We start from the raw sequence: 21901 nt of genomic DNA, 5'->3' as shown, positions 1-21901 counted from the left end.
TCGGGGTGTGTGGTGGCTCAAGAGTTGGACTGGAGACTGCGGGCGGGGGTGTGTCGGTCCCTGCTCGAGGGAAGTAGCGGGCGTGATGCCGCGGCGCAGTGGGGTGTCAGCGTGGCTACGGCGTGGAGGTGGGCCAAGCTGGCGGGCATGACGTTTGAAGTGGGCCGGCACGGTGGCGTGGGCGTGGATCCCGGGACGGCCGGGACCCAGCGACCCTTGGAGAAGTTGGCGAGTTATCGCCGGTTGAGCTTGTTCGACCGGGTCTATATCCAGGCCATGTTCGAGCTGCCGACTCCGGCCGGTGTCCGGGCTATCTCCCGGGGTCTGGGGGTGGCCGCCTCGACGATTTGCCGGGAGCTGGCTGCCCACTCGTTCGAGCACTGGGGCAAGCGACGCTACGACGCCCGGTTGGCCCACCTGCTGGCCCTGGGCAAGCGCGCACGCTGCCGGCCGGGCAAGCTGGAGACCGCGCAGCTGCGCGGCGAGGTCATCGCCCGGTTGAACCAACGGTTCTCACCTGAGCAGGTCGCCGGCCAGCTGCGGTTGATGTTCCCCGAGCAGCCGGAGATGCACGTGTCCCACGAGACGATCTACCAGGCCTTATATGTCCAGGGCAAGGGTGCGCTGCGGCAGGAGCTCAAGGTCGAAAAGGCGCTGCGATCGGGGCGCAAGGGCCGCGTTCCCGCCTCCCAGCTGCCACCGCGCACCTCCCGCCCGTGGCTGCACGGGGCGCGGCTTTCCGACCGGCCGGCCGAGGTAGAGGACCGTGCCGTGCCCGGGCACTGGGAGGGCGATCTGGTGGTGGGGCCGAACAACTCCGGCATCGTCACCCTGGTCGAGCGCCAGACCCGGTACGTGCTGATCGGCAGGCTTCCCGGCTGCCGGGACAGCGCCACCGTCACCGACGTTCTGGCTCAGATGATCGCGGCGTTGCCCTCCCGATTGGTGGCCACGATCACCTGGGACCAGGGCACCGAGATGGCAGCGCACGCCGCGTTCACCGTCAAGACCGGCTGCCCGGTCTTCTTCTGCGATCCGCACTCGCCCTGGCAGCGCGGATCCAACGAGAACACCAACGGCCTGATCCGGGACTTCTACCCCAAGGGCACCGACTTCAACACCCTCAGCGACGCCGAAATCGCCGAGACCGAGCGCCTTCTCAACATCCGCCCCCGAGAAACCCTCGGCTTCCACAGTCCCCATGCGAAGATGACCGAACTAATCGACGGTGTTGCGCTAGCTACCTGAGACTGCCTCGGGGAATGCGTGCGGAACGCTCTTCTCGTCGGGGGTCGGTCGCTGGCCGGTCGGTGGTCGTCGGCACGGCGGTGAGCGCCCCGGGCGGGATCAGGCGGGCAGCAGCGCCGCGAGCTCCTCGGCGGCCTCGTCCCCGTAGGCCGCGGCGAGTCGCCGGCGCGCGGCGGCGGAGTCGATGCTCCACTCCTGGGTGCCGGTGGTCTCCAGCACGTGGGTGGCGATGAGAGCACCGAACTGGGCCGAACGCTCCAGCGAGAGGCCGTCGACCACACCGGTGAGGAATCCGGCGCGGAACGCGTCGCCGACGCCCGTGGGGTCGAGCAGGTTGTCCGAGGGCACGATGCCCACCTCGAGGGGCTCGGCGCCCTTCTCCACGATCACCACGCTCTTGCCTCCGCGGGTGGTGATGCGGGTACCGACCTTGTCGTCCAGCTCCTCGGCCGTCCACCCGGTCTTGTTCAGCAGGAGTTCGTACTCGTACTCGTTGGTGAACAGGTACCGGGCGCCGTCGACCAGCGCTGCGGCCGCCTCACCGTCGAGGAACGCCAGCTGCTGGGAGGGGTCGGCCGCGAAGTCGAGCCCGAGCTCGCGGCACTCCGCCGTGTGGGAGTTCATCGCGGTCGGGTCGTTGGCGCCGATGAGCACGATCTCGGGCCGACCGATGCGGTCGACCAGGCGGGCCAGGGAGATGGTGGCCGCCTCACCCATCGCGCCGGGGTAGAACGAGGCGAGCTGGGCCATGTCCGAGTCGGTGGTGCACACGAACCGTGCGGTGTGCAGGGCGGAGCTGATGTGGACCGCCGAGGTGTCCACGCCGTGCCTCTCCAGCCAGTCGCGGTACTCGGCGAAGTCCTCACCCGCGGCGCCCACCAGATGGGGACGACGGCCGAGCACGCCGAGCGCGAACGCGATGTTGCCACCCACTCCGCCGCGGCGGATCTGGAGGGAGTCCACCAGGAAGCTCAGCGACACGTGGGCGAGCTGGTCCGGCAGGAGCTGCTCGGAGAACCGACCCGAGAAGGTCATGAGGTGGTCGGTGGCGATGGAACCCGTGATGACTACTGACATGCTCCAGACAGTAGACGACCCGGGCCGACCAGCGATCGGCCCGGGTCGTCAGTGCCCGGCTGGACTCAGTTGAACGAGTCGCCGCAGGCGCACGAGCCGGTGGCCTGGGGGTTGTCGATGGTGAAGCCCTGCTTCTCGATGGTGTCGACGAAGTCGATCGACGCACCGGTCAGGTAGGGCACGCTCATCCGGTCGACGGCGAGCTTGATGCCACCGAAGTCGTCCACGACGTCGCCGTCGAGCGAGCGGTCGTCGAAGAAGAGCTGGTACCGCAGGCCGGCACAACCACCGGGCTGGACGGCGATGCGCAGCGCGAGATCGTCGCGACCTTCCTGGTCGAGGAGTGCCTTGGCCTTCGAGGCGGCGGCGTCGGTGAGCAGCACACCGGTGGCGGTGGTCTCCGTGGCGGTGTTCTCCGCAGTGGTCATGTCGGTTCTCCTTGCGATCCGAGAGGGTCTTCGGTGGCGTCCTACGGTGGTGCAACGCCCACCGGGGAGCTCTCTATTCCCCGGACGCCGCGTCGCCTGACACGATACGCCTGCGAGGAGTGACGGGTGAATGTCCTCGGCGGGGATCGATCGCCTAGCCTGGGTATGTGAAGTTGCGCGCATTCGGCTCCAGTAAAGACGACCCCGGCAAGGGCTCCGCAGGTACCGACACCGGGCCGGAGTCCTCCCCGGGCACGGATCCGGGGCCTGCAGGGGACGCCCGTCGGCCCGCGGGCAAGGGCAAGCCCACCCCCAAGCGGCGGGACCAGGAGCGCGCGCGCGGCCTGCGGACGGGTCCCGTCACGGCGCCGGTCACCCGTAAGGAGGCCAAGGAGCGCCGGAAGGCCGCCGAGGCCAGCATGACCAAGGACGAGCGCAAGGCCGCCCGGGCCGAGCAGCGTACCGCCCGTGAGGAGCGCCGCCAGCTCATGATGGCCGGCGACGACCGTTACGTGCTCTCGCGGGACCGCGGCGAGGTCCGTCGCTTCGCCCGCGACTGGGTGGACACCCACCGGCGCCTGATCAACTTCTTCATGCCGCTCGCGCTGTTCGTGATCATCTTCCAGCTGATCCCCAACCCGGAACTGATGTTCTACAGCCAGAACCTGTTCCTCATCCTGATCGTCGTGGTGGTGGTGGACGGAATCCTCCTCGGACGCAAGGTCAACAGTGTCGTCCGCGAGCGGTTCCCGGACACCGAGGACACCGGGTTCGGCATGGGCTGGTACGCGGTGATGCGGGCGACGCAGCCGCGGATGCTCCGCACCCCGCGCCCCCGGGTACGCCCGGGCGACTCCATCTGACCTGATCACCATCTGGCCTGATCACCATCTGACCTGCTCGGCAGCTGACCTGAACGACAGCTGACCTGACCGACGATCCACGGAAAGGCCCGGAACGCCATGCGCCTGCTCGTCCTCGGCGGCACCCGCTCGGGCAAGTCCGCCCACGCCGAATCGGTGGCCGAGGCCACCGGCGCGGACGTGGTGTACGTGGCCACCGCGCGACCGGACCACGACGACGCCGAGATGACCGCCAGGATCGCCGCGCACCGGGACCGCAGGCCCGCCGAATGGTCCACCGAGGAGACCGACGAGATCCCGCGGGTACTCGCCGATCACCCGGCCGACACGGTCCTCGTCGACGATCTCGGGGGTTGGCTCACCCGCCGGATGGACGCCACCCTCGGGTGGACTGACGGCGGGGCGGCCGTGTCCGATGAGGTCGACGCGCTGGTCTCGGCGGTCGCCGCCCACCCCGGTTCGCTCGTCCTGGTCTCCCCCGAGGTCGGCCTGGGGGTCGTGCCCGACACCCTCTCCGGCCGTCTGTTCTCCGATCTGGTCGGTTCGCTCAACCGGCGGTTGGCCGAGGTGTGTGACTCGGCCGTCCTCGTCGTCGCGGGCAGGGTCCTCCCCCTCTCCTCCCCCGGGGCCCCCGCCGCGGCGGACCGCTCCCCCGGTCACCCCGCCTCACCGGCTCCGGCCCACCCCGCGGCGTCCGCTCCCACCGTCGGTGGGGCCACCGCGCCCGCCGGTGCGACAGGGGACACCACTGACCCGCAGGTGTCCGGCGGGACCGCCCGGGACCTCGAACCGGAGACCGGGGCGCAGGACGAGCCGGGTCCCGGGTCGGAGTCCGCGCCGCCGACGCACGATTTCCCCGGTCTCGCGGACGTCGCGCACTACGACGACCCCGTCACTTTCCCCCCGGTCCACCCGCCCTCCCACACCGTCGGCGACGAGGCGCGCGCCCGGCAGCTCGTCCTGACCAAACCGTCGGGCTCGCTCGGCAGGCTCGAAGAGCTCGGGGTGTGGATCTCGTCCTGCCAGGGGACGTGCCCGCCCCGCCCGCTCGACAGAGCCCGGGTCGTGGTGTTCGCCGGCGACCACGGCGTCGCCGAGAACGGGGTCTCCGCCTACCCGCGTGAGGTCACCCTGCAGATGGCGGACAACATCGTGGGCGGCGGCGCGGCCGTGTCCGTGCTGGCCCGCGCCGCGCGGGCGACCGTCCGCGTTGCCGACATGTCCATGTCGGCCGAGCGACCCGGAGGTCTTGACGACCACAAGATCCGTCGCTCCAGCGGGTCGATCGACCGCGAGGACGCGTTGAGCCCCGACGAGGTCCGGGCGGCGATCGCGGCCGGCCGCCGGATCGCCGACGAGGAGGTCGACTCCGGGGCGGACCTGCTCATCGCGGGCGACCTCGGCATCGGCAACACCACGCCGGCGACGGTGATCACCTGTCTCGTCACCGGTCGCGAGCCGGTCGAGTTGGTCGGGCGCGGCACCGGGATCGACGACGTCGGGTGGATGCGCAAGACCGCCGCGATCCGGGACGCGATGTTCCGTGCCTCCGGAGACCTCCGCGATCCGGTGGCCATGCTCCGCAGGGTCGCGGGCGCCGACCTCGCGGCGATGGCGGGCTTCCTCGCGCAGGCCGCGATCCGGAAGACCCCCTGCATCCTCGACGGTGCGGTGGTCACCGCCGCGGCGCTGCTCGCCGAGTCACTGGCACCCGGGGCCCGCCAGTGGTGGGTCGCCGGTCACAGGAGCGCCGAACCCGCCCATTCCGCGGCGCTCACCTATCTCTCGCTCGAGCCGATCCTCGAGCACTCCATGCGCCTGGGAGAGGGCAGCGGAGCCGTCGCCGCGCTTCCCACCGTCCACGCCGCGATCGCGATCCTCACGGAGATGGCGACCTTCGCCGACGCCGGGGTCAGCGGCAAGGCCTGACGTCCCGTGGTCGACGCGGTCCGTCTGGCCCTGTCCTGGATGACGGTGCTGCCCGTCGGCGGGCGGGGCGTCCCGGGTCGGTCTGAGGCCGGTCGGGCCATGACCGCGCTACCTGTGGTGGGGCTCGTCTGCGGGGTGGTCGCCACCGCGACCGCCCACGGGGCGTACGCCGTCGGGGCGGGCTCCGTCATCGCCGGCGTGGTGGGGATCGCCGCGGTACTGGCGTTGACCCGTGCGATGCACGTGGACGCGCTGGCCGACACCGCGGACGGCCTCGGCTCGTACGCCGGACCCGAGCGCGCGCTGGAGATCATGCGTTCCGGCTCGGTGGGACCGATGGGGGCCGCGGTCCTGGTCCTGGTCCTGCTCGCCGAGGTCGCGGCCCTCGGGGCCCTGGTCGCCTCGGGAGCGTGGCTGGCACCGATCGCGGCCTTCGTCCTGTCCCGGTGCCTGCCCGTGATCCAGCTACGACGGGGTGTCCCGGCGGCGACCACCACCGGGTTCGGCGCCATGGTCGCCGGGTCGCAGTCCCGGGCCGCCGTGGTGGCCGTCGCTCTGATCTGCGCGGCGGCGGGAGCGGGTCTGGCCGGGTCGGGATGGTCGGCGACAGGGTGGGGGGCGGCATGGTGGGGGGCGGCATGGTGGGGGGCGGCATGGTGGGGGGCGGCATGGTGGGCCCCGACCATCGGGGCTGCCCTCGGACTGTCCCTCTACGCTGCTGCCGCGGGCTTCGCACGCCACGCCGTCCGCCGCCTCGGCGGGGTCAACGGCGACGTCCTGGGGGCGGGGATCGAGGCGGGCACGGCCGCAGCGCTGGTCATCGCCGTCATCCTGGCCTGACACCCGTCACGGAAAGACCCGCGCGTCAACGAGAAGACCGTTCCGCACACCCCCTACTCGAGAAACGTGTGCGGAACGCTCTTGGCGATGGAATCGGGCCGGACGCGGGACCGGACGCGAGGCCGGACGCGAGGCCGGTCAGGCGAGCGTGGTCATCCAGCCGAAGGTGTCCTCGACGGACCCACGCTGGATCCCGGTGAGGGTCTCGCGCAGACGCATGGTGATCTCGCCGGGCCCGCCGTCGCCGACCGTGTACCCGCCCTCGGCGTGCTTGACCGAGCCCACCGGGGTGATCACGGCGGCGGTCCCGCAGGCGAACACCTCGGTGACCGCCCCGGAGGCGACCCCGGACTCCCACTCCTCCACCGAGACCTTCCGCTCGGTCACCGGGTAGCCGAGATGGCGCGCCAGCCGGATGAGGCTGTCGCGGGTCACGCCGGGCAGCAACGAGCCGGACAGTTCGGGGGTCACGATCTCGGCGGAGTCGCCGGAGCCGAGGACGAAGAACAGGTTCATCCCGCCCATCTCCTCCACGTACTTCCGCTCGATCGCGTCGAGCCAGACCACCTGGTCGCATCCCTTGGCCGCGGCCTGCTCCTGGGCGCGCAGCGAGGCGGCGTAGTTGCCGCCGAACTTGGCGGCGCCGGTGCCGCCGGGGCTGGCGCGCACGTACTCGGTGCTCAGCCAGACGCTCACGGGGGCCACGCCGCGGGAGAAGTACGCGCCGGCCGGGGAAGCGATCACCGAGTAGAGGTATTCGTCGGCCGGCCGCACGCCGAGCCCGGTCTCGGTGGCGATCATGAAGGGCCGCAGGTAGAGCGCCTCCTCGCCGCCGGCGGCGGGGACCCAGTCGCGGTCGATCGCCACGATCTGCCGGAGGGACTCCATGAACAACTCCTCGGGCAGCGTCGGCATGGCCAGACGCTGCGCGGACCGGTTGAAGCGCGCCGCGTTCTGCTCCGGGCGGAAGGAGGCGATGGAGTCGTCGGCCTGCCGGTACGCCTTGAGGCCCTCGAAGATCGTCTGGGCGTAGTGGAGCACCACGGCGGAGGGGTCGATCGACAGCGGGGCGTAGGCCTCGACGGTGGGGGTACCCCAGGCCCCGTCTGAATACGGGAGGGTGACCATGTGGTCGGTGAAGTGCTTGCCGAAGCCGGGAGCGGCGAAGATGGCTTCGCGCTCGGCGGCCGTCCTCGGTGTGGCCGAGGGGCGGATGTCGAACTGGGACATGTCGTCTCGCTTAGGTGAGAAGGGGCGGGTCAGCGGGTGCGGATCTCGACGAGCGGGGGTACCGCGAGGCGGCACGGTACCTCTCGCCCCCGTACGTCGACGACGACCTCGTCGCCCTTCTTCAGGCCGGCGTCCAGCTCGACGAACGCGAGCGCGATCCCCGTCTTCAGCGTCGGCGAGAACGTGCCGGAGCTCGTGACGCCGACGTCGCGTCCGCCGGCCCGCACGGTCTGGCCGGCGCGCAGGACTCCGCGGCCCGTGACCTCGAGCGCGTACATGCGCCGGGCGGGCCCGGCCTCCTTCTGACGCAGCAGCTCGTCGCGCCCCCAGAAGGACGGCTTGTCCCAGCCGATGGCCCACGCGCAGCGGGCCTCGAGCGGGCTGAGGTCGAGGGACAGCTCGTTGCCGTGCAGCGGGTAACCGGCCTCCGTGCGCAGGGAGTCGCGGGCACCCAGCCCACACAGCGCCCCCTGGCGAGCGAGGACCTGCTCGGCCAGCGCGTCCCAGACCGGGCCGGCCTGATCCCACGCGGGCAGGACCTCGAAGCCGTACTCGCCGGTGTACCCGGTGCGGCAGACCCGGACGGGAACTCCGGACCAGTCGGCGTCGACGAAGGCCATGTAGTCCAGGTCGATGGGCAGGCCGACCGCGGTGAGGACCTCCCCGGCGAGCGGGCCCTGCACTGCGATCACGGCGCGGGAGCGGTGCTCGTCGGTGACGCTGACCTCGGGCGCCCGCTCGGCCGCCGCGGCCTGCATCCGCCGCACCACCTCGGCGGTGTTGGCGGCGTTGGGGATGAGGAAGATCTCGGAGTCGGAGACGCGGTAGGCGATGAGGTCGTCGACGACTCCCCCGGACTCGTCGCAGCACAGCGTGTACTGGGCGCTGCCGGCGGAGATCCGGTCGAGGTCGTTGGTGACGCAGGTGTTGACGAACCCGGCGGCGCCGGGGCCGGTCACGAGCGCCTTGCCCAGGTGGCTGACGTCGAACAACCCGACGGTCGTGCGGGTGGCGTGGTGCTCGGCGACGGTGCCCGAGTACTGCACGGGCATCGACCAGCCACCGAAGGGGGCGAAGGTGGCCCCGGCCTCCACGTGACGAGAGTGCAGCGGCCCCTCGTAGAGGTCCCCGGTGTCTGTCATGTGGCCACTCCTCGCGCTCTCCAGTACGGCTCCGCTCCCACGGTAGTCGATAGACTATGGTGCCCTGGCCGTGGCGGTCCCGCCACGTCATCAGGGCATCTGACACGTCCCGTACGTCCCCGCCGACCACCAGGAGTGCTTTCATGCCCACCGCGCAGTCGATCCTCACCCACAGCCCGGACCTCGCCGCGATCGAGGCCGTCACGACGCCTGTCGAGTCCGAGGTGGTGGTGGTCGGTATCGCCGCGGGCGCCGACCCCGGTGACGCCGACGGCGGTTCGGACGCGGCCCCCGTCGTCGTCGCCCCCGGTCTCGACGGCGAGGTCACCGCGGCGCTGGCCACGCTGGCCCACTCCGTCGGGGCCTCCACCAAGGTCGGGTCCACCACGCGCGTCCCGGCGCCGGAGGGCGTCCCCGGCCGGTCCGTGGTACTCGTCGGGCTCGGGTCCTCAGACGATGCGGTCGACGACGAGACGCTCCGCCGGGCGGCCGGCGCCGCCGCGCGCGCGTGCCGTGGGCTGGGCTCCGCACTGGTCCTGCTCGACGCCGGGCGCGCCGAGGCGGTCGCGTTGGGGGCTGCGCTGGGATCGTTCCGGCCGGCCAAGGTCACGGCGAAGAACGACGACGACGACAAGGCGGACACCGTGAAGGTGTTCGTCGCGGAGGGCGGCGAGGACGCGGTGACCCGTGCCGCCACCATCGCCGAGTGCGTCGGCCTCGCCCGCGACCTGGTCAACACCCCACCCAACCTGCTCTTCCCCGGTTCCTTCGCGGACCGCGCCGCCGAGCTCGCCGCCGCCGCGGGCCTGGAGGTGGAGATCATGGACGAGGCCGACCTGGCCGACGGTGGATACGGCGGCATCCTGGCCGTGGGCGGCGGGTCGTCCCGGCCACCACGCCTGGTCCGACTCACCCACCGGGGCAACGAGAACCGGCCGCCCGTCGCCCTGGTGGGCAAAGGCGTCACCTTCGACACCGGCGGCATCTCCATCAAGCCGGCCGCGGGCATGGAGCAGATGACGATGGACATGGGCGGTGCGGCCGCCGTGGTCGCGACCGTCATCCTGGCCGCCCGGCTCGGTCTCGACCTGACCGTGGTGGCGACCGTCCCGATGGCCGAGAACATGCCGTCCTCGACCGCGTACCGGCCCGGCGACGTGCTCACCATGTACGGCGGGACGACGGTCGAGGTGCAGAACACCGACGCCGAGGGGCGGCTGATCCTGGCCGACGCCATCGTCCGCGCGTGCGAGGACTCGCCGTCCCACCTCATCGACACCGCCACGCTCACCGGGGCGCAGATGGTCGCACTGGGCAAGAAGTCCCCCGGTGTCATGGGCACCGAGGAGTTCCGAGACCGGGTGGCCGAGCTCAGCCGGGGGGTCGGCGAGGGCGGCTGGCCGATGCCGCTGCCCGAGGAGCTCCGCGACGGCCTCGACTCCCAGGTCGCGGATCTGACCAACGTCACCCCGCACCGCTGGGGCGGCATGCTCTCCGCGGGCCTGTTCCTCTCCGAGTTCGTCGCCGAGGGCGTCGAGTGGGCCCACGTCGACGTGGCGGGCCCGGCCTACAACGACGGCGGCGCCGAGGGCTACCTGCCCAAGGGCGGGACCGGTGTCCCCGTCCGGACGATGCTCGCGGTGCTCGAGGACATCGCCGCGGCCGGCTGACCCGTCCGCGGGCGGCTGACCCGTCCGCGGCCGGTCAGGCCTCGTCGGCTCCGCGCATCTGTTCGCGGAGCCGGCGGGCCCTCTCCTTGCGCTCGCGGGAGATGCGGACCTCCTCGAAGAGCCGCATCCGGTCCGGGTACCCGGTCTCCATCGCGTCGTAGAGGGGGATCTTGAGCTCGTCGGCGAGCTTGCGCGCGGTGGCCACGTCCCCCACCGGGCGTCGCGTCCACTCGCCGTCGAACGCGACGAGGAGGAGCCCGGGCACCGACACGAGGGTCTCGGGCTCCAGGTACGCCTCGATCCCCACCCGGGTCTCGCACCAGGATCGGAAGTGGGCGAGGTCGGCGGGATCCGCGGGGATCCGCGTCTGCCGCCGCCGGAAAAGATCGCGGATCGCCACTGTCGGTCTCCTCCCGTCGGCCCCCCGTCCGGGGTGGGGCCGTCTACGCCGAATCGATCGTACCGAGCCCGAGCACCGGTGATCGCGCGGCCGCCGGGCGGATCGGGCGCCCACAGACGCCGGGATCGGAGCGTCCGCCGACACCGGTAGGTGGCACAGGGCACAATGGGGGTCGATCGTCCGGGCGGGCCGCCACAGTGGTTCCGTCCCGGGTCGTCTCGAAGAATCGATAGCCCACCACCATGTCGCCGCTCACGCGGGTGCGGATCGCGCCGGCGGGCAGCGCCCAGAACTCTTGAGGAGTCACGACACCATGGCCTTCTCCGTACAGATGCCGGCTCTCGGTGAATCCGTCAGCGAGGGCACCGTCACCCGCTGGCTCAAGAAGGAGGGGGACACCGTCGAGGTCGACGAGCCGTTGCTCGAGGTCTCGACCGACAAGGTCGACACCGAGATCCCGTCGCCCGCCGCGGGCACGCTGTCCAAGATCGTCGCCGACGAGGACGAGACCGTCGAGATCGGCGGCGAACTCGCGGTCATCGACGACGGTTCCGGTGGATCGGACGACACCGACGAGCCGGCGGAGGATTCCTCCGACGACGATGTCGACGACGACTCCGATGACGATGCCGACGAGGCCGACACCTCCACGGAGGAGGCCGACGAGGCACCCGCCGAGAAGCCCGCGAAGTCCTCCGGCGACTCGGGCGGCAAGGGCTCGGGCGGCAAGGGCACCGAGGTCACCATGCCCGAACTCGGCGAATCCGTCACCGAGGGCACCATCACCAACTGGCTCAAGGCCGTGGGCGACACCGTCGAGATGGACGAGCCCCTGCTCGAGGTCTCCACCGACAAGGTCGACACCGAGATCCCCTCCCCCGTCGCCGGCACCCTGCAGAAGATCGTCGCCGACGAGGACGAGACCGTCGAGGTCGGTGCCGTCCTCGCCGTCATCGGCGACGGCGACTCCTCCGACCAGGACGACGAGCCCGCCGACGCCGACGAGCCGGCGGAGGATTCCTCCGACGACGATGTCGACGACGACTCCGATGACGATGCCGACGAGGCCGACACCTCCGCGGAGGCCGACGAGGCACCCGCCGAGAAGCCCGCGACGTCCTCCGGCGGCTCGGGCGGCAAGGGCTCGGGCGGCAAGGGCACCGAGGTCACCATGCCCGAACTCGGCGAATCCGTCACCGAGGGCACCATCACCAACTGGCTCAAGGCCGTGGGCGACACCGTCGAGATGGACGAGCCCCTGCTCGAGGTCTCCACCGACAAGGTCGACACCGAGATCCCCTCCCCCGTCGCCGGCACCCTGCAGAAGATCGTCGCCGACGAGGACGAGACCGTCGAGGTCGGTGCCGTCCTCGCCGTCATCGGCGACGGCGACTCCTCCGACCGGGACGACGAGCCCGCCGACGAGGGGACGTCCGACGCCGCCGAGTCCACCCGTCCGGATGACGCCCCCGCGCAGGCGGAGGGCGATGCCACCGACGCTGCCGGCGCTGCGGAGCAGGACGACGCCGCGGGCGGGACCCCGAAGACCGAGAAGAAGGCGGCGAAGAAGGCCGCCGCCAAGGCCGAGAAGTCCGCGGACGCGGACACGGCCGACGGCCCGGGTTCCTCGGGCGCGCAGGGCGAGCGGGCCGAACCGGCGGAGGCCGCCAAGTCCGGCACCTCGCCGTCCCCCACCCCGTTGGTGCGGACGCTCGCCGAGGAGAAGGGTGTCGACCTCGAGACCGTCGAGGGCACCGGGGCCAGTGGGCGCATCCGCAAGCAGGACGTGCTCGCCGCGGCGGAGAACGGGACGGAGAACGAGGGCGGCGCCACGGGCTCCGGCTCCGGTACCTCCCCCTATGTCACCCCGCTCGTGCGCAAGCTCGCGCAGGAGCACGGCGTGGACCTGGAATCCGTCACGGGCACCGGGATCGGCGGACGCATCCGTAAGCAGGACGTCCTCGCCGCGGCCGAGGCTGGCGCCGAGGGCGGCACCGAGGCCCCCGCGGAGAAGAAGGCCCCGGCAGGCGGCCCGTCCAAGGCCGGAGTCCGACCCGAACTGGCCGAGCTGCGCGGGACCACCAAGAAGGCCAACCGGATCCGCAAGATCACGGCCAAGAAGACCCGCGAGTCGCTGCAGACCAGCGCGCAGCTCACGCAGGTCTTCGAGGTGGACATGAGCCGCGTCGCTCAACTGCGGGCCCGGACCAAGAGCCGGTTCGCGGACGAGCACGGCGTCAAGCTCACCTACCTGCCGTTCTACGCCAAGGCGGTGGTCGAGGCCCTGGTCTCGCACCCGAACGTCAACGCGTCGTACGACGAGGACACCAACGAGATCACCTACCACGGTTCGGTGAACCTCGGCATCGCCGTGGACACCGAGGCGGGGCTGCTCTCACCGGTCATCCGCGACGCCCAGGACCTGGACATCCCGGGGCTCGCCAAGGCGATCATCGACCTGGCGGAGCGGGCGCGGGCGTCCAAGCTCACCCCGGACGACCTCCAGGGGGGCACGTTCACCATCACCAACATCGGGAGCGAGGGTGCACTGTTCGACACCCCGATCCTCGTGCCGCCGCAGGCGGCGATGCTGGGGACCGGCGCGATCGTGCGGCGCCCCGTGGTGGACGCCGATGACGACGGCGAGTCGATCGCCATCCGGTCGATGGGCTACCTGCCGCTGACCTACGACCACCGTCTCATCGACGGCGCGGACGCCGGTCGTTTCCTCACCACGGTCAAGGACCGTCTGCAGAAGGCCGAGTTCGAGGGAGACCTCGGACTGTAGGTCCCGACGACAGCGCGACGGGCGTCCTCCTCCGGGAGGGCGCCCGTCGTCGTCTGCGGGACCCTTCGGCCTAGAGTGGACGGCATGTCCCACACCGGTCTGTCCCTGCGCCGCGATCCGGTCGAGCCGGAGATCCGCCGCCTCGGCACCGTCGAGTACACCTCTACCTGGGAGCTGCAGCGAACGCTCGCGCAGGAGCGTGCCGACGGAGCCCGCGGGGACACGATCCTGCTCCTGGAACACCCGGCCACGTACACCGCCGGGAAGCGCACAGAGCCGTCGGATCGCCCGGTCGACGGGACCCCCGTCGTCGACGTGGACCGGGGTGGTCGGATCACCTGGCACGGACCCGGGCAGCTGGTCGGGTACCCGATCATCGCCCTGTCGAACCCCATCGACGTGGTCGAGTACGTCCGCCGGGTGGAGCAGGCCCTCATCACCACGTGCGCCCGGATGGGGGTGGAGGTCGACCGGGTGGACGGCCGGTCCGGGGTGTGGTGTCCGGCCGGTGACGGCCGGCCGGAGCGCAAGATCGCCGCCATCGGGATCCGTGTCCAGCGCGGGGTGACGATGCACGGTTTCGCGCTCAACTGCGACTGTGATCTCGATGCATACTCGCGGATCGTCCCCTGCGGGATCGTCGACGCCGGGGTCACGTCCCTCTCGGCCGAACTCGGACGGGACGTCCCCGTCTCGGAGGTCCTCGACCAGGTCACCTCCGACGTGGTGGAGGCGCTCGACGGTCGACTACCCGTGGGGTGATTCGAGCGTAGGCTGGCGGCCGTGACTGTCACTCCCGAAGGCCGCAAACTGCTCCGCATCGAGGCCCGCAACGCCGAGACGCCGATCGAGCGGAAGCCCTCCTGGATCCGGACCCGGGCCACGATGGGCCCCGAGTACAAGGAACTCAAGGGCCTCGTCAAGACCGGCGGCCTGCACACGGTGTGCGAGGAGGCCGGCTGCCCCAACATCTACGAATGCTGGGAGGACCGCGAGGCCACCTTCCTCATCGGCGGCGAACAGTGCACGAGACGCTGCGACTTCTGTCAGATCGCGACGGGCAAGCCCAGTGCCCTCGACCGGGACGAGCCGCGGCGCGTGGCGGAGTCCGTTCGCGAGATGGGCCTGCGGTACTCGACCATCACCGGCGTCGCCCGGGACGACCTCGACGACGGTGGCGCGTGGCTGTACGCGGAGACGGTCCGCAAGATCCACGAACTCAACCCCAACACCGGCGTCGAGAACCTGATCCCCGACTTCAACGGGGATCCGGATCAGCTCGCGGAGGTCTTCGAGTCCCGGCCCGAGGTGCTCGCGCACAACGTGGAGACGGTCCCCCGGATCTTCAAGCGCATCAGGCCGGCGTTCCGGTTCGACCGGTCCCTCGGAGTGATCCGCGCCGCCCGTGACTTCGGGCTGGTCACCAAGTCCAACCTCATCCTGGGGATGGGTGAGACCACGGAGGAGATCGTCGACGCGATGATCGACCTGCATTCCGCGGGGTGCGACATCCTCACCATCACCCAGTACCTCCGGCCCAGTCCGCTGCACCATCCCATCGACCGCTGGGTCAAGCCGGAGGAGTTCGTGGAGTTGTCCGACCAGGCGCGCGAGATCGGTTTCGCCGGGGTCATGGCCGGTCCACTGGTGCGGTCCTCGTACCGGGCCGGTCGCCTCTACGTCCAGGCTCTCGAACACCGCGGCCAGGAGGTTCCGCAGCACCTCGCGCAGTTGACCTCCGGGGGCGCCGCCTCGCAGGAGGCCTCGTCCGTGCTGGCGCGCGCCCGGGCCTGACCCCCCGCGGGCCCACGTCCGACCCGGCCGTCTCAGCCGGGCCACCCGGCCGACTCAGCCGCGCCACCCGTCCTGCTCGCCCTGTCCACCCCTGCGGCGAACCGCGGTTCCCGAACGGTGGTCCCCGCCACGTATCCTGAACGGTATGGCGAAGAGCGAGGTCAGCAAGGCGGACAAGAAGGCGGCTCGGGCTGCACGGCGGCAGGCGAGCAAAGCGCAGCGCGGGCAGATGTGGGAGGCCCTGAAGATCCAGTCCAAGCAGGACAAACTCCTGTGGCCCCTGATGATCGGCGCGTTGATCCTCTCCACCGCCGCGTTCTTCCTCCTGGGTTCGCTCTGGGGCGGGGAGTGGTGGATGCTCCCACTCGGTGTCCTCACCGGTCTGATGCTGGCGATGGTGATCTTCTCCCGCCGCGTCCAGAACACCGTGTTCGCGAAGGCCGAAGGACAGCCCGGTGCGGCGGCGTGGGCACTGGATCAGCTCCGATCGGGCTGGCGCGTCAATCAGGCCGTCGCGGCGACGACCAGTTTCGACGCCGTGCACCGCGTGGTCGGCCGATGCGGGATCGTCCTCGTGGGCGAGGGGCAGCCGCACCGGCTCAAGCCACTCATGCTGCAGGAGAAGAAGAAGGTCGCCCGGGTCGTCGGTGATACCCCGATCTATGAGCTGATCGTCGGCGACGAGGAGGGGACGACCCCTGAACAGGTCCCGCTGCGCAAGCTCAACCGTCGCCTGACCCGCTACCCGATGAACATCAACCGCGCCAAGGTCGACGCCCTGGACACCCGGTTGCGTGCGCTGGGCACCAAGACCGGCATCCAGAACCAGATGCCCAAGGGCCCGCTCCCCCAGGGCGCGAAGGTCCGCAACATGCAGCGCAGCGCCCGGCGACGGGGCTGACCGGGGCCGGAGCCCGTCACGCCCACCGGTCGTGCTGGTCGCGCCGGCCGCGCTGGTCGCACTCGCCGGCCGCGCCGACGGGTTAGCGCGAACAGATCCCCGGATCCGCCTCCGGGCCCACCGGGCCCACCGGGACCAGCTCCGGGGTCACCGGGTCCGGATCAGCGCCGTACCCGTCGCCCTGTCGTGCAGGCCGCGGCCGTCCTCGTCCTGGACGAGGGGAGGCAGCAGGAAGAACACGAAGGCGACCCGGACGATCGCACGGAGGACACCGACCCGCTCGTCGGCGTCGATCCGTGCGGTGCCGATCCCGAAGAGTGCCTGTCCGGGCGTCTGGGCGAAGAGCCAGACGCACACCACGCCGGACAGGCCCCAGAGCAGCGGAGTCGCCCAACTGGCCACGGCGGAGAACGTCTCGCCTCCGAGCAGGCCCGGTCCACCGAGGGTGACGACGAGTCCCACGAACCCGTAGGCCAGGAACCAGTCGACCAGTAGCGCGCCGAGACGCACCCCCAGCGGCGCGAGAGAGCCCTCGCCGTACCGGGGCAGCCCGAGCCGCTCACCTTTGAAGGCCTGCTCCGGCTCGTTGCCGGACGAGGTCGGGCCGGACAGCCATGATCCTGCAAGTTCACGCATGGTTCCCAGGGTAACCGGGGCCCGGTCGATCCCCGTGTCGACGTTCCCCCGCAGTGGTTGACTAGGCTGACCCCTATTGGGAGGGACACCACCCGGCCCGCCTCTGTAACACTGCCGAAACATTCGGTTGACGGCCGGGCAACACCTCGCCCATATCGTGAGGTCACCGCACGACGGGCGGCACCGGTTGCCCGTCGCACAGAGAGACGAGGAGCGACATCGTGGCATTCTCCACTCCGGACGAGGTCATCAAGTTCATCAAGGACGAGGGCGTCGAGTACGTCGACATCAGGTTCACCGACCTGCCCGGCGCCGAGCAGCACTTCACGATCGCTGCCGCGGCTTTCGACGAGGACATGATGGAGGACGGCCTGGCGTTCGACGGCTCGTCCATCCGGGGGTTCCAGTCGATCCACGAGTCCGACATGATGCTCCTGCCGGACGTGTCGACCGCTCGCCTCGACCAGTTCCGCAAGGCGAAGACGCTGAACATCAGCTGCTTCGTGCACGACCCCTTCACCCGTGAGGCCTACAGCCGCGACCCCCGCAACGTCGCGCGCAAGGCCGAGGAGTACCTGATCTCCACGGGCATCGCCGACACCTGCTTCTTCGGTGCCGAGGCCGAGTTCTTCGTGTTCGACTCCGTCCGCTACGGCTCGGGCACCAACCACGGCTTCTACGAGGTCGACTCGATCGCCGGCAACTGGAACACGGGAGCCGAGTCCGAGGCCGACGGTTCACCGAACCTCGGGTACAAGGTCCGCCCCAAGGGCGGGTACTTCCCGGTGGCGCCCTACGACCACTTCGTCGACCTGCGCGACGAGATGTCGACCAACCTCACCAACGCCGGCTTCGAGCTCGAGCGCTTCCACCACGAGGTGGGCTCCGGTGGCCAGCAGGAGATCAACTACAAGTTCAACACGCTCCTGCACGCGGCCGACGACATCCAGCTCTTCAAGTACATCGTCAAGAACACCGCGTGGAAGAACGGCAAGTCCGCGACCTTCATGCCCAAGCCCCTCTTCGGTGACAACGGCTCCGGCATGCACGCCCACCAGTCGCTGTGGAAGGACGGCAAGCCGCTGTTCCACGACGAGGCCGGCTACGCGGGACTGTCGGACGTCGCCCGCTACTACATCGGTGGCATCCTCCACCACGCGCCCAGCCTGCTCGCGTTCACCAACCCCACGATCAACTCGTACCACCGGCTCGTCCCGGGTTACGAGGCACCGATCAACCTGGTGTACTCGCAGCGCAACCGCTCGGCCTGTGTCCGTATCCCGATCACGGGCAACAATCCCAAGGCCAAGCGCATCGAGTTCCGCTGCCCCGACTCGTCGGGCAACCCGTACTTCGCGTTCGCCGCGATGATGATGGCGGGCCTGGACGGCGTGAAGAACAAGATCGAGCCGCACGCCCCCGTGGACAAGGACCTCTACGAGCTCCCGCCGGAGGAGGCCGCCGACATCCCGCAGGCCCCCACCTCGCTTTCCGCGGTGCTCGACCGCCTCGAGGCCGATCACGAGTACCTCACCGCGGGTGGCGTGTTCACCGAGGACCTGATCGAGAACTGGATCGAGTACAAGCGGGAGAAGGAGATCGCCCCGGTCAACCTGCGTCCGCACCCGCACGAGTTCGACCTGTACTACGACTGCTGATCCCGCAGCTCGCGTAATCGTTGAAACGCCCCGGCCCCTGTGGCCGGGGCGTTTACGGTTGACCCAGGACCGGGGAACGCCAGGAGGCGGGGAACGGAAGGGGTCGGGAGCTCGTGGACGCAGACGACGTGGACTTCCGGAGCGCCTCCCCGAGGGCCAGACCACTCAAGGTGGTCGCGGCCGCCCTGGACCCGGATCACGAACCGGGAACCGGCGGCGACGGCGAGAGCTACCCCGTGCTGCTCAAGCTGTCGCGGGTGCTCGACCCCGAGGAGGCGAGGTTGATCCTCGAACGGAACCCGTTCCTCCATGCCAGCGCGGGCTCACGCAAGCTCATCGCGATGGACACCTCGGTCGAGACACTGCGCGAACAGAAGGACCGTCTCCAGCTCCTCCTGGCCGAGGTCGAGGCGGACGCACTCGCCGAACAGGCCCGCCGCCGCTCCGAGGAGCACCGCGCGGCCGAACAGCGGCTGGCCGAGCTCCGTCGGCGGAACGACGTCCTCGGCGAGATCGAGTGGTGAACCGCCGAGGTCGTGGGGAAGCCGAGCTCGTGGGAGAGTGCTGAGATGAAGACACCCAGTTCCCCTCGCTCCGTTCAGGGCGCCGCCCGCTCCGCCGTCGACCATCCCGCCCTCGAGTGGCTGGCCCGCGCGGGCTTCGTCATGAACGGGATCCTCCACCTGCTCATCGGGTGGATCGCCATCCGGATCGCGACCGGATCGGGCGGAGAGGAGGCGTCCAACTCGGGTGCCCTCGCCGAGATCGCCTCCGCACCGGGTGGCCAGGCCCTCCTCTGGGTCGGCGCGATCGGCTTCCTCGCCCTCGGTCTCTGGCAGGTCATCGAGATGATCCTGGGATCGGAGGAGGCCTCGGACAGGGTCAAGGCGGGCGCCAAGGCCGCCGTCTACCTCGCTCTCGGCGTGACCACCGCCCGGTTCGCCTCCGGTGGATCCGATTCGGATTCCGAGACGGCGTCCGGTACCACCGCCGGACTGCTCGGCTCCGCACCGGGCAAGGTCGCGCTCGTCGTGGTGGGCCTCGTGATCATCGGCGTGGGCGCGTATCACGTCTACAAGGGCGCCACCAAGAAGTTCGTCGAGGACCTGGAACGCACCGGGGGCGGACACGTCGGGCGGGCCATCGTCGTCTCCGGTCAGCTCGGGTACATCGCCAAGGGTGCCGCCCTGGTCATCCTCGGCGGACTGGTGATCGCGGCGGTCGTGACCGCGGATCCCGAGAAGGCGGGCGGACTCGATGCCGCGCTGCGAACGGTCGGCGAGCAGCCGTTCGGCCAGATCCTGCTCATCATGACCGGCGTCGGGATCGCGTTGTACGGCGTCTACTCCCTGGGCCGTGCCAAGTACAGCCGGATGTGAGACGCCGGGCTCACACCGGCCGGGCTCAGCCGAGCTTGGGGAAGTTCTGGGGGCAGTAGGTACCCACGGCGGCGCCGAGGAAGAATCCCTGCTGCTCGGGGCCCAACCGCCCGTACTCGCCGAGCCACCCCGAGACCTCGTCCATCTGCTGGCCCCCGTCGAAGCGGCCACACGCCTCCGCGGCGGTGGCCACCGGATCCACGCCCTCGGGGAGTGCGACGTCCTGCCTCTGCAGCAGCGCGACGAAGTCACCGCCTCCGGGGGCGACGGGAGCGGGCTCAGCCGCCGGGGTGTCGTCCGCTCGTGGTTCCGGCGCGGGCTCCCCCGGCATCGGTTCCGGCTGCGGCTCGGGCGGCGGGGGCGGTGTCACGGGCCCGGTGGGCTTCTCCGGTCGCTCCTCGGCGAACGGGGTACTCGACGCGGCGGACGTCGTGGTGGACTCCGTGGCCACCTCGGGCGCCTCCCCCTCCACGGTCGCCCCGCCACAACCCCCGAGTACCACGGCGAGCGCGACCGCACCGAGGCCGGACGCTGCTGTCAGGATGCGTGAACTCATGGTGCGCATCGTAGGTCAACGGACCCGGTCCCCGGCAAGACGTACCGTCGCGATCACGCCCAGGTGATCGGTGCCACCCACCCGGACGGTCCTGGTCTCCCCCACCGCCGACGCTCCCCGCGCGAGCACGTGGTCGATGCCGATCAGTGGCGGGACGCGCCCGTCGGCTGGCCACGTGGGCACCCAGCCGTCGCCACCGCCGGAGACCGAATCGGTGTACCCCAGCCCACGCAGTCCGCGGAACCGGGCGTGGTCCCAGGTGGCGTTGAAGTCGCCGCCCACCACCACGGGGGCCGGTCCGGGCAACCCGCCGAGGTACCACCTCAGACGGTCCGCCTCCTCGACCGCGGCGGGACCGTCGAACACGGGCGCGACGGGGTGAGCCGCCACCACCGTCACCGGACCCGCGGGGCCGGCCATGTCCGTGCGCAGGACTCCCAGGCTGAATCCGGCGACCCGCTCGGGTGGCGAGAGCGGGTACCGCGACCAGACCGCGACGCCCGCGGCCTGCGGGGCGGCATCGGATGCCTCGTGCGGGAGCATCTCGCCGAGGCCCGCCGCGCGGAGACCGTCGACAGCCTCCGGGGTGGCCTCCACCGTGATCAGCAGATCGACCCCGCCGTCGCGGACGGCACGGGCCACGTCGACCGGGTCGGCTCCGCCGTACTCCAGGTTCTGCACCAGCACCCGGAGGTCGACGCCCTCGTCGTCGTCGTACCCACGGGCGGGTGACACCAGCGGGCCGTACTGGACCGCCCCCGCCCCGACCAGCGCCACGGCCACGACCGTCAACACCACGGAGCGGGCGCGCAGCGCCGCGAGGACCGCGATGAGGGAGAACGCCCAGGCCCACAGCGCGAACGTGGCCAGGACCAGGACCGCGGGGACCTCGGAGGTCGAGTGGTGCAGTGCGATTCCCGCCGCGGCCACCAGCGCGGCCAGCACGGCCGCCGCCCGGGCCACCGGGCGGGGTCGCCTCACCGCAGGAACTTGCGGAGGTCCCCCAGTGCCGCGATCACACGGTCGAGGTCGTCACCGTTGCGGACCATCGAGCGGACCGTCTCCGCCACCGAGGCGATCGACGGTGAGGACGACGGTCCCGCGGCGGGCGCGACCGGCTCCCCGACGAGCGCACCCGAGGCCGCGCGGGCCGCCCCGGACCGGCGCAGGTCCGGGCCGAGCTCCACCTCGAAGCGGTCGCCCATGTCGTCGGACCCCAGACAGCGCACGCGTTCGTCGGCGGGCACGCCGGCCGCCCGGACCGCGTCGACGAACTCGTACAGCTCACCGTAGGTGACGCCGTCGAGGGTGAGGGTGAGGTTCATCTTCACAGCCATGACCCCAGGGTATCGGCGCGCGGCC

At 71.0% G+C, this 21901-nt stretch carries 21 protein-coding genes; 12 read left to right on the top strand and 9 right to left on the bottom strand.

Features of this window, described 5'->3' with window-relative positions:
* Window positions 1–12: 12 nt before the first annotated feature.
* The gene (locus tag ABD250_RS08565; RefSeq protein WP_425551884.1) at window positions 13–1248 is read left to right on the top strand and encodes an IS30 family transposase; all 1236 of its coding nucleotides are present in this window, start codon (window positions 13–15) and stop codon (window positions 1246–1248) included.
* Window positions 1249–1347: 99 nt separating this feature from the next.
* On the opposite strand, the gene ABD250_RS08560 is transcribed toward ABD250_RS08565, so the two are convergent.
* On the bottom strand, window positions 1348–2325 hold the full coding sequence (locus ABD250_RS08560; protein ID WP_182616426.1) for a carbohydrate kinase family protein: 978 nt from the start codon (window positions 2323–2325) through the stop codon (window positions 1348–1350).
* Window positions 2326–2390: 65 nt separating this feature from the next.
* Window positions 2391–2753 carry a HesB/IscA family protein gene (locus ABD250_RS08555; RefSeq protein ID WP_107756186.1) on the bottom strand — a complete coding sequence of 121 codons (363 nt, stop codon included), beginning with the start codon at window positions 2751–2753 and terminating at the stop codon, window positions 2391–2393.
* A gap of 167 nt (window positions 2754–2920) precedes the next feature.
* Here ABD250_RS08555 and ABD250_RS08550 point away from each other — a divergent pair, with 167 nt between their 5' ends.
* The 3 genes from ABD250_RS08550 to ABD250_RS08540 all read left to right on the top strand — a co-directional run bounded on the left by ABD250_RS08550 (window position 2921) and on the right by ABD250_RS08540 (window position 6385).
* Window positions 2921–3616, top strand: coding sequence for a DUF3043 domain-containing protein (locus ABD250_RS08550; protein WP_182610029.1), 696 nt, complete (start codon window positions 2921–2923; stop codon window positions 3614–3616).
* 99 nt (window positions 3617–3715) lie between these two features.
* On the top strand, window positions 3716–5545 hold the full coding sequence (gene cobT, locus ABD250_RS08545) for a nicotinate-nucleotide--dimethylbenzimidazole phosphoribosyltransferase (protein ID WP_182653738.1): 1830 nt from the start codon (window positions 3716–3718) through the stop codon (window positions 5543–5545).
* Window positions 5546–5551: 6 nt separating this feature from the next.
* Window positions 5552–6385 (top strand): adenosylcobinamide-GDP ribazoletransferase, encoded by an 834-nt coding sequence (locus ABD250_RS08540; protein WP_344391738.1) that lies wholly within the window; start codon window positions 5552–5554, stop codon window positions 6383–6385.
* 138 nt (window positions 6386–6523) lie between these two features.
* Here the strand turns inward: ABD250_RS08540 and ABD250_RS08535 are convergent, their stop codons facing one another.
* Together ABD250_RS08535 and gcvT are read right to left on the bottom strand one after the other, a co-directional pair.
* Window positions 6524–7615 (bottom strand): branched-chain amino acid aminotransferase, encoded by a 1092-nt coding sequence (locus tag ABD250_RS08535; RefSeq protein ID WP_182659561.1) that lies wholly within the window; start codon window positions 7613–7615, stop codon window positions 6524–6526.
* 29 nt (window positions 7616–7644) lie between these two features.
* Window positions 7645–8757, bottom strand: coding sequence for a glycine cleavage system aminomethyltransferase GcvT (gene gcvT / locus ABD250_RS08530; RefSeq protein ID WP_179525021.1), 1113 nt, complete (start codon window positions 8755–8757; stop codon window positions 7645–7647).
* Between the two features lie 143 nt (window positions 8758–8900).
* Between gcvT and ABD250_RS08525 the strand changes: the two genes are divergently transcribed.
* On the top strand, window positions 8901–10427 hold the full coding sequence (locus tag ABD250_RS08525) for a leucyl aminopeptidase (protein WP_344391736.1): 1527 nt from the start codon (window positions 8901–8903) through the stop codon (window positions 10425–10427).
* A gap of 34 nt (window positions 10428–10461) precedes the next feature.
* Here ABD250_RS08525 and ABD250_RS08520 read toward each other — a convergent pair whose 3' ends face one another.
* Window positions 10462–10827: an oxidoreductase gene (locus ABD250_RS08520; protein ID WP_179525019.1), complete on the bottom strand. Its 366-nt coding sequence runs from the start codon at window positions 10825–10827 to the stop codon at window positions 10462–10464.
* A 313-nt stretch (window positions 10828–11140) separates the two neighbouring features.
* On the opposite strand from ABD250_RS08520, the gene sucB reads away from it, so the two are divergent.
* From sucB to ABD250_RS08500, 4 genes are all read left to right on the top strand, one after another.
* Window positions 11141–13615: a 2-oxoglutarate dehydrogenase, E2 component, dihydrolipoamide succinyltransferase gene (sucB, locus tag ABD250_RS08515; protein WP_344391733.1), complete on the top strand. Its 2475-nt coding sequence runs from the start codon at window positions 11141–11143 to the stop codon at window positions 13613–13615.
* Between the two features lie 84 nt (window positions 13616–13699).
* On the top strand, window positions 13700–14377 hold the full coding sequence (gene lipB, locus ABD250_RS08510; protein ID WP_182658490.1) for a lipoyl(octanoyl) transferase LipB: 678 nt from the start codon (window positions 13700–13702) through the stop codon (window positions 14375–14377).
* 21 nt (window positions 14378–14398) lie between these two features.
* Window positions 14399–15409, top strand: a complete 1011-nt coding sequence (gene lipA / locus ABD250_RS08505) for a lipoyl synthase (protein WP_182611207.1) — start codon at window positions 14399–14401, stop codon at window positions 15407–15409.
* Between the two features lie 145 nt (window positions 15410–15554).
* Window positions 15555–16310, top strand: a complete 756-nt coding sequence (locus ABD250_RS08500; RefSeq protein WP_179525016.1) for a DUF4191 domain-containing protein — start codon at window positions 15555–15557, stop codon at window positions 16308–16310.
* 147 nt (window positions 16311–16457) lie between these two features.
* Here the strand turns inward: ABD250_RS08500 and ABD250_RS08495 are convergent, their stop codons facing one another.
* Entirely contained in the window at window positions 16458–16946 is a 489-nt protein-coding gene (locus ABD250_RS08495) for an RDD family protein (protein WP_179525015.1), read from the bottom strand.
* A 221-nt stretch (window positions 16947–17167) separates the two neighbouring features.
* Here ABD250_RS08495 and glnA point away from each other — a divergent pair, with 221 nt between their 5' ends.
* The 3 genes from glnA to ABD250_RS08480 all read left to right on the top strand — a co-directional run bounded on the left by glnA (window position 17168) and on the right by ABD250_RS08480 (window position 19983).
* Entirely contained in the window at window positions 17168–18604 is a 1437-nt protein-coding gene (gene glnA / locus ABD250_RS08490; RefSeq protein ID WP_179525014.1) for a type I glutamate--ammonia ligase, read from the top strand.
* Between the two features lie 113 nt (window positions 18605–18717).
* A complete protein-coding gene (locus ABD250_RS08485) occupies window positions 18718–19128 on the top strand; it encodes a hypothetical protein (protein ID WP_179525013.1) in 411 nt (136 codons plus the stop codon).
* Between the two features lie 45 nt (window positions 19129–19173).
* Window positions 19174–19983 (top strand): DUF1206 domain-containing protein, encoded by an 810-nt coding sequence (locus ABD250_RS08480; protein ID WP_182611208.1) that lies wholly within the window; start codon window positions 19174–19176, stop codon window positions 19981–19983.
* A 25-nt stretch (window positions 19984–20008) separates the two neighbouring features.
* On the opposite strand, the gene ABD250_RS08475 is transcribed toward ABD250_RS08480, so the two are convergent.
* From ABD250_RS08475 to ABD250_RS08465, 3 genes are read right to left on the bottom strand one after another with little or no spacing between them, the layout of a single operon-like run.
* Entirely contained in the window at window positions 20009–20539 is a 531-nt protein-coding gene (locus ABD250_RS08475; RefSeq protein WP_241730614.1) for a DUF732 domain-containing protein, read from the bottom strand.
* A gap of 15 nt (window positions 20540–20554) precedes the next feature.
* Window positions 20555–21520 carry an endonuclease/exonuclease/phosphatase family protein gene (locus tag ABD250_RS08470; protein WP_344391725.1) on the bottom strand — a complete coding sequence of 322 codons (966 nt, stop codon included), beginning with the start codon at window positions 21518–21520 and terminating at the stop codon, window positions 20555–20557.
* Window positions 21517–21876, bottom strand: a complete 360-nt coding sequence (locus tag ABD250_RS08465) for a hypothetical protein (RefSeq protein ID WP_304813275.1) — start codon at window positions 21874–21876, stop codon at window positions 21517–21519. Before ABD250_RS08465 ends, ABD250_RS08470 begins: the two co-directional genes overlap by 4 nt.
* Window positions 21877–21901: the final 25 nt, after the last annotated feature.

Origin of the sequence: Dietzia cercidiphylli (assembly GCF_039531545.1) — a bacterium.
GTDB classification, from domain to species: domain Bacteria; phylum Actinomycetota; class Actinomycetes; order Mycobacteriales; family Mycobacteriaceae; genus Dietzia; species Dietzia natronolimnaea.
Note: the sequence above shows the minus strand (reverse complement) of the source record. Positions and strands in the feature narration are given on the sequence as shown.

Excerpts from the sequence above, each read along its gene's own strand:
- cobT (WP_182653738.1), top strand. The coding sequence starts at position 3,716 with ATGCGCCTGCTCGTCCTCGGCGGCACCCGCTCGGGCAAGTCCGCCCAC.
- ABD250_RS08535 (WP_182659561.1), bottom strand. The coding sequence starts at position 7,615 with ATGTCCCAGTTCGACATCCGCCCCTCGGCCACACCGAGGACGGCCGCC.
- ABD250_RS08465 (WP_304813275.1), bottom strand. The coding sequence starts at position 21,876 with ATGGCTGTGAAGATGAACCTCACCCTCACCCTCGACGGCGTCACCTAC.
- lipB (WP_182658490.1), top strand. The coding sequence starts at position 13,700 with ATGTCCCACACCGGTCTGTCCCTGCGCCGCGATCCGGTCGAGCCGGAG.
- sucB (WP_344391733.1), top strand. The coding sequence starts at position 11,141 with ATGGCCTTCTCCGTACAGATGCCGGCTCTCGGTGAATCCGTCAGCGAG.
- ABD250_RS08500 (WP_179525016.1), top strand. The coding sequence starts at position 15,555 with ATGGCGAAGAGCGAGGTCAGCAAGGCGGACAAGAAGGCGGCTCGGGCT.
- ABD250_RS08475 (WP_241730614.1), bottom strand. The coding sequence starts at position 20,539 with ATGAGTTCACGCATCCTGACAGCAGCGTCCGGCCTCGGTGCGGTCGCG.
- ABD250_RS08555 (WP_107756186.1), bottom strand. The coding sequence starts at position 2,753 with ATGACCACTGCGGAGAACACCGCCACGGAGACCACCGCCACCGGTGTG.
- ABD250_RS08480 (WP_182611208.1), top strand. The coding sequence starts at position 19,174 with ATGAAGACACCCAGTTCCCCTCGCTCCGTTCAGGGCGCCGCCCGCTCC.
- ABD250_RS08560 (WP_182616426.1), bottom strand. The coding sequence starts at position 2,325 with ATGTCAGTAGTCATCACGGGTTCCATCGCCACCGACCACCTCATGACC.
- ABD250_RS08525 (WP_344391736.1), top strand. The coding sequence starts at position 8,901 with ATGCCCACCGCGCAGTCGATCCTCACCCACAGCCCGGACCTCGCCGCG.
- ABD250_RS08495 (WP_179525015.1), bottom strand. The coding sequence starts at position 16,946 with ATGCGTGAACTTGCAGGATCATGGCTGTCCGGCCCGACCTCGTCCGGC.
- gcvT (WP_179525021.1), bottom strand. The coding sequence starts at position 8,757 with ATGACAGACACCGGGGACCTCTACGAGGGGCCGCTGCACTCTCGTCAC.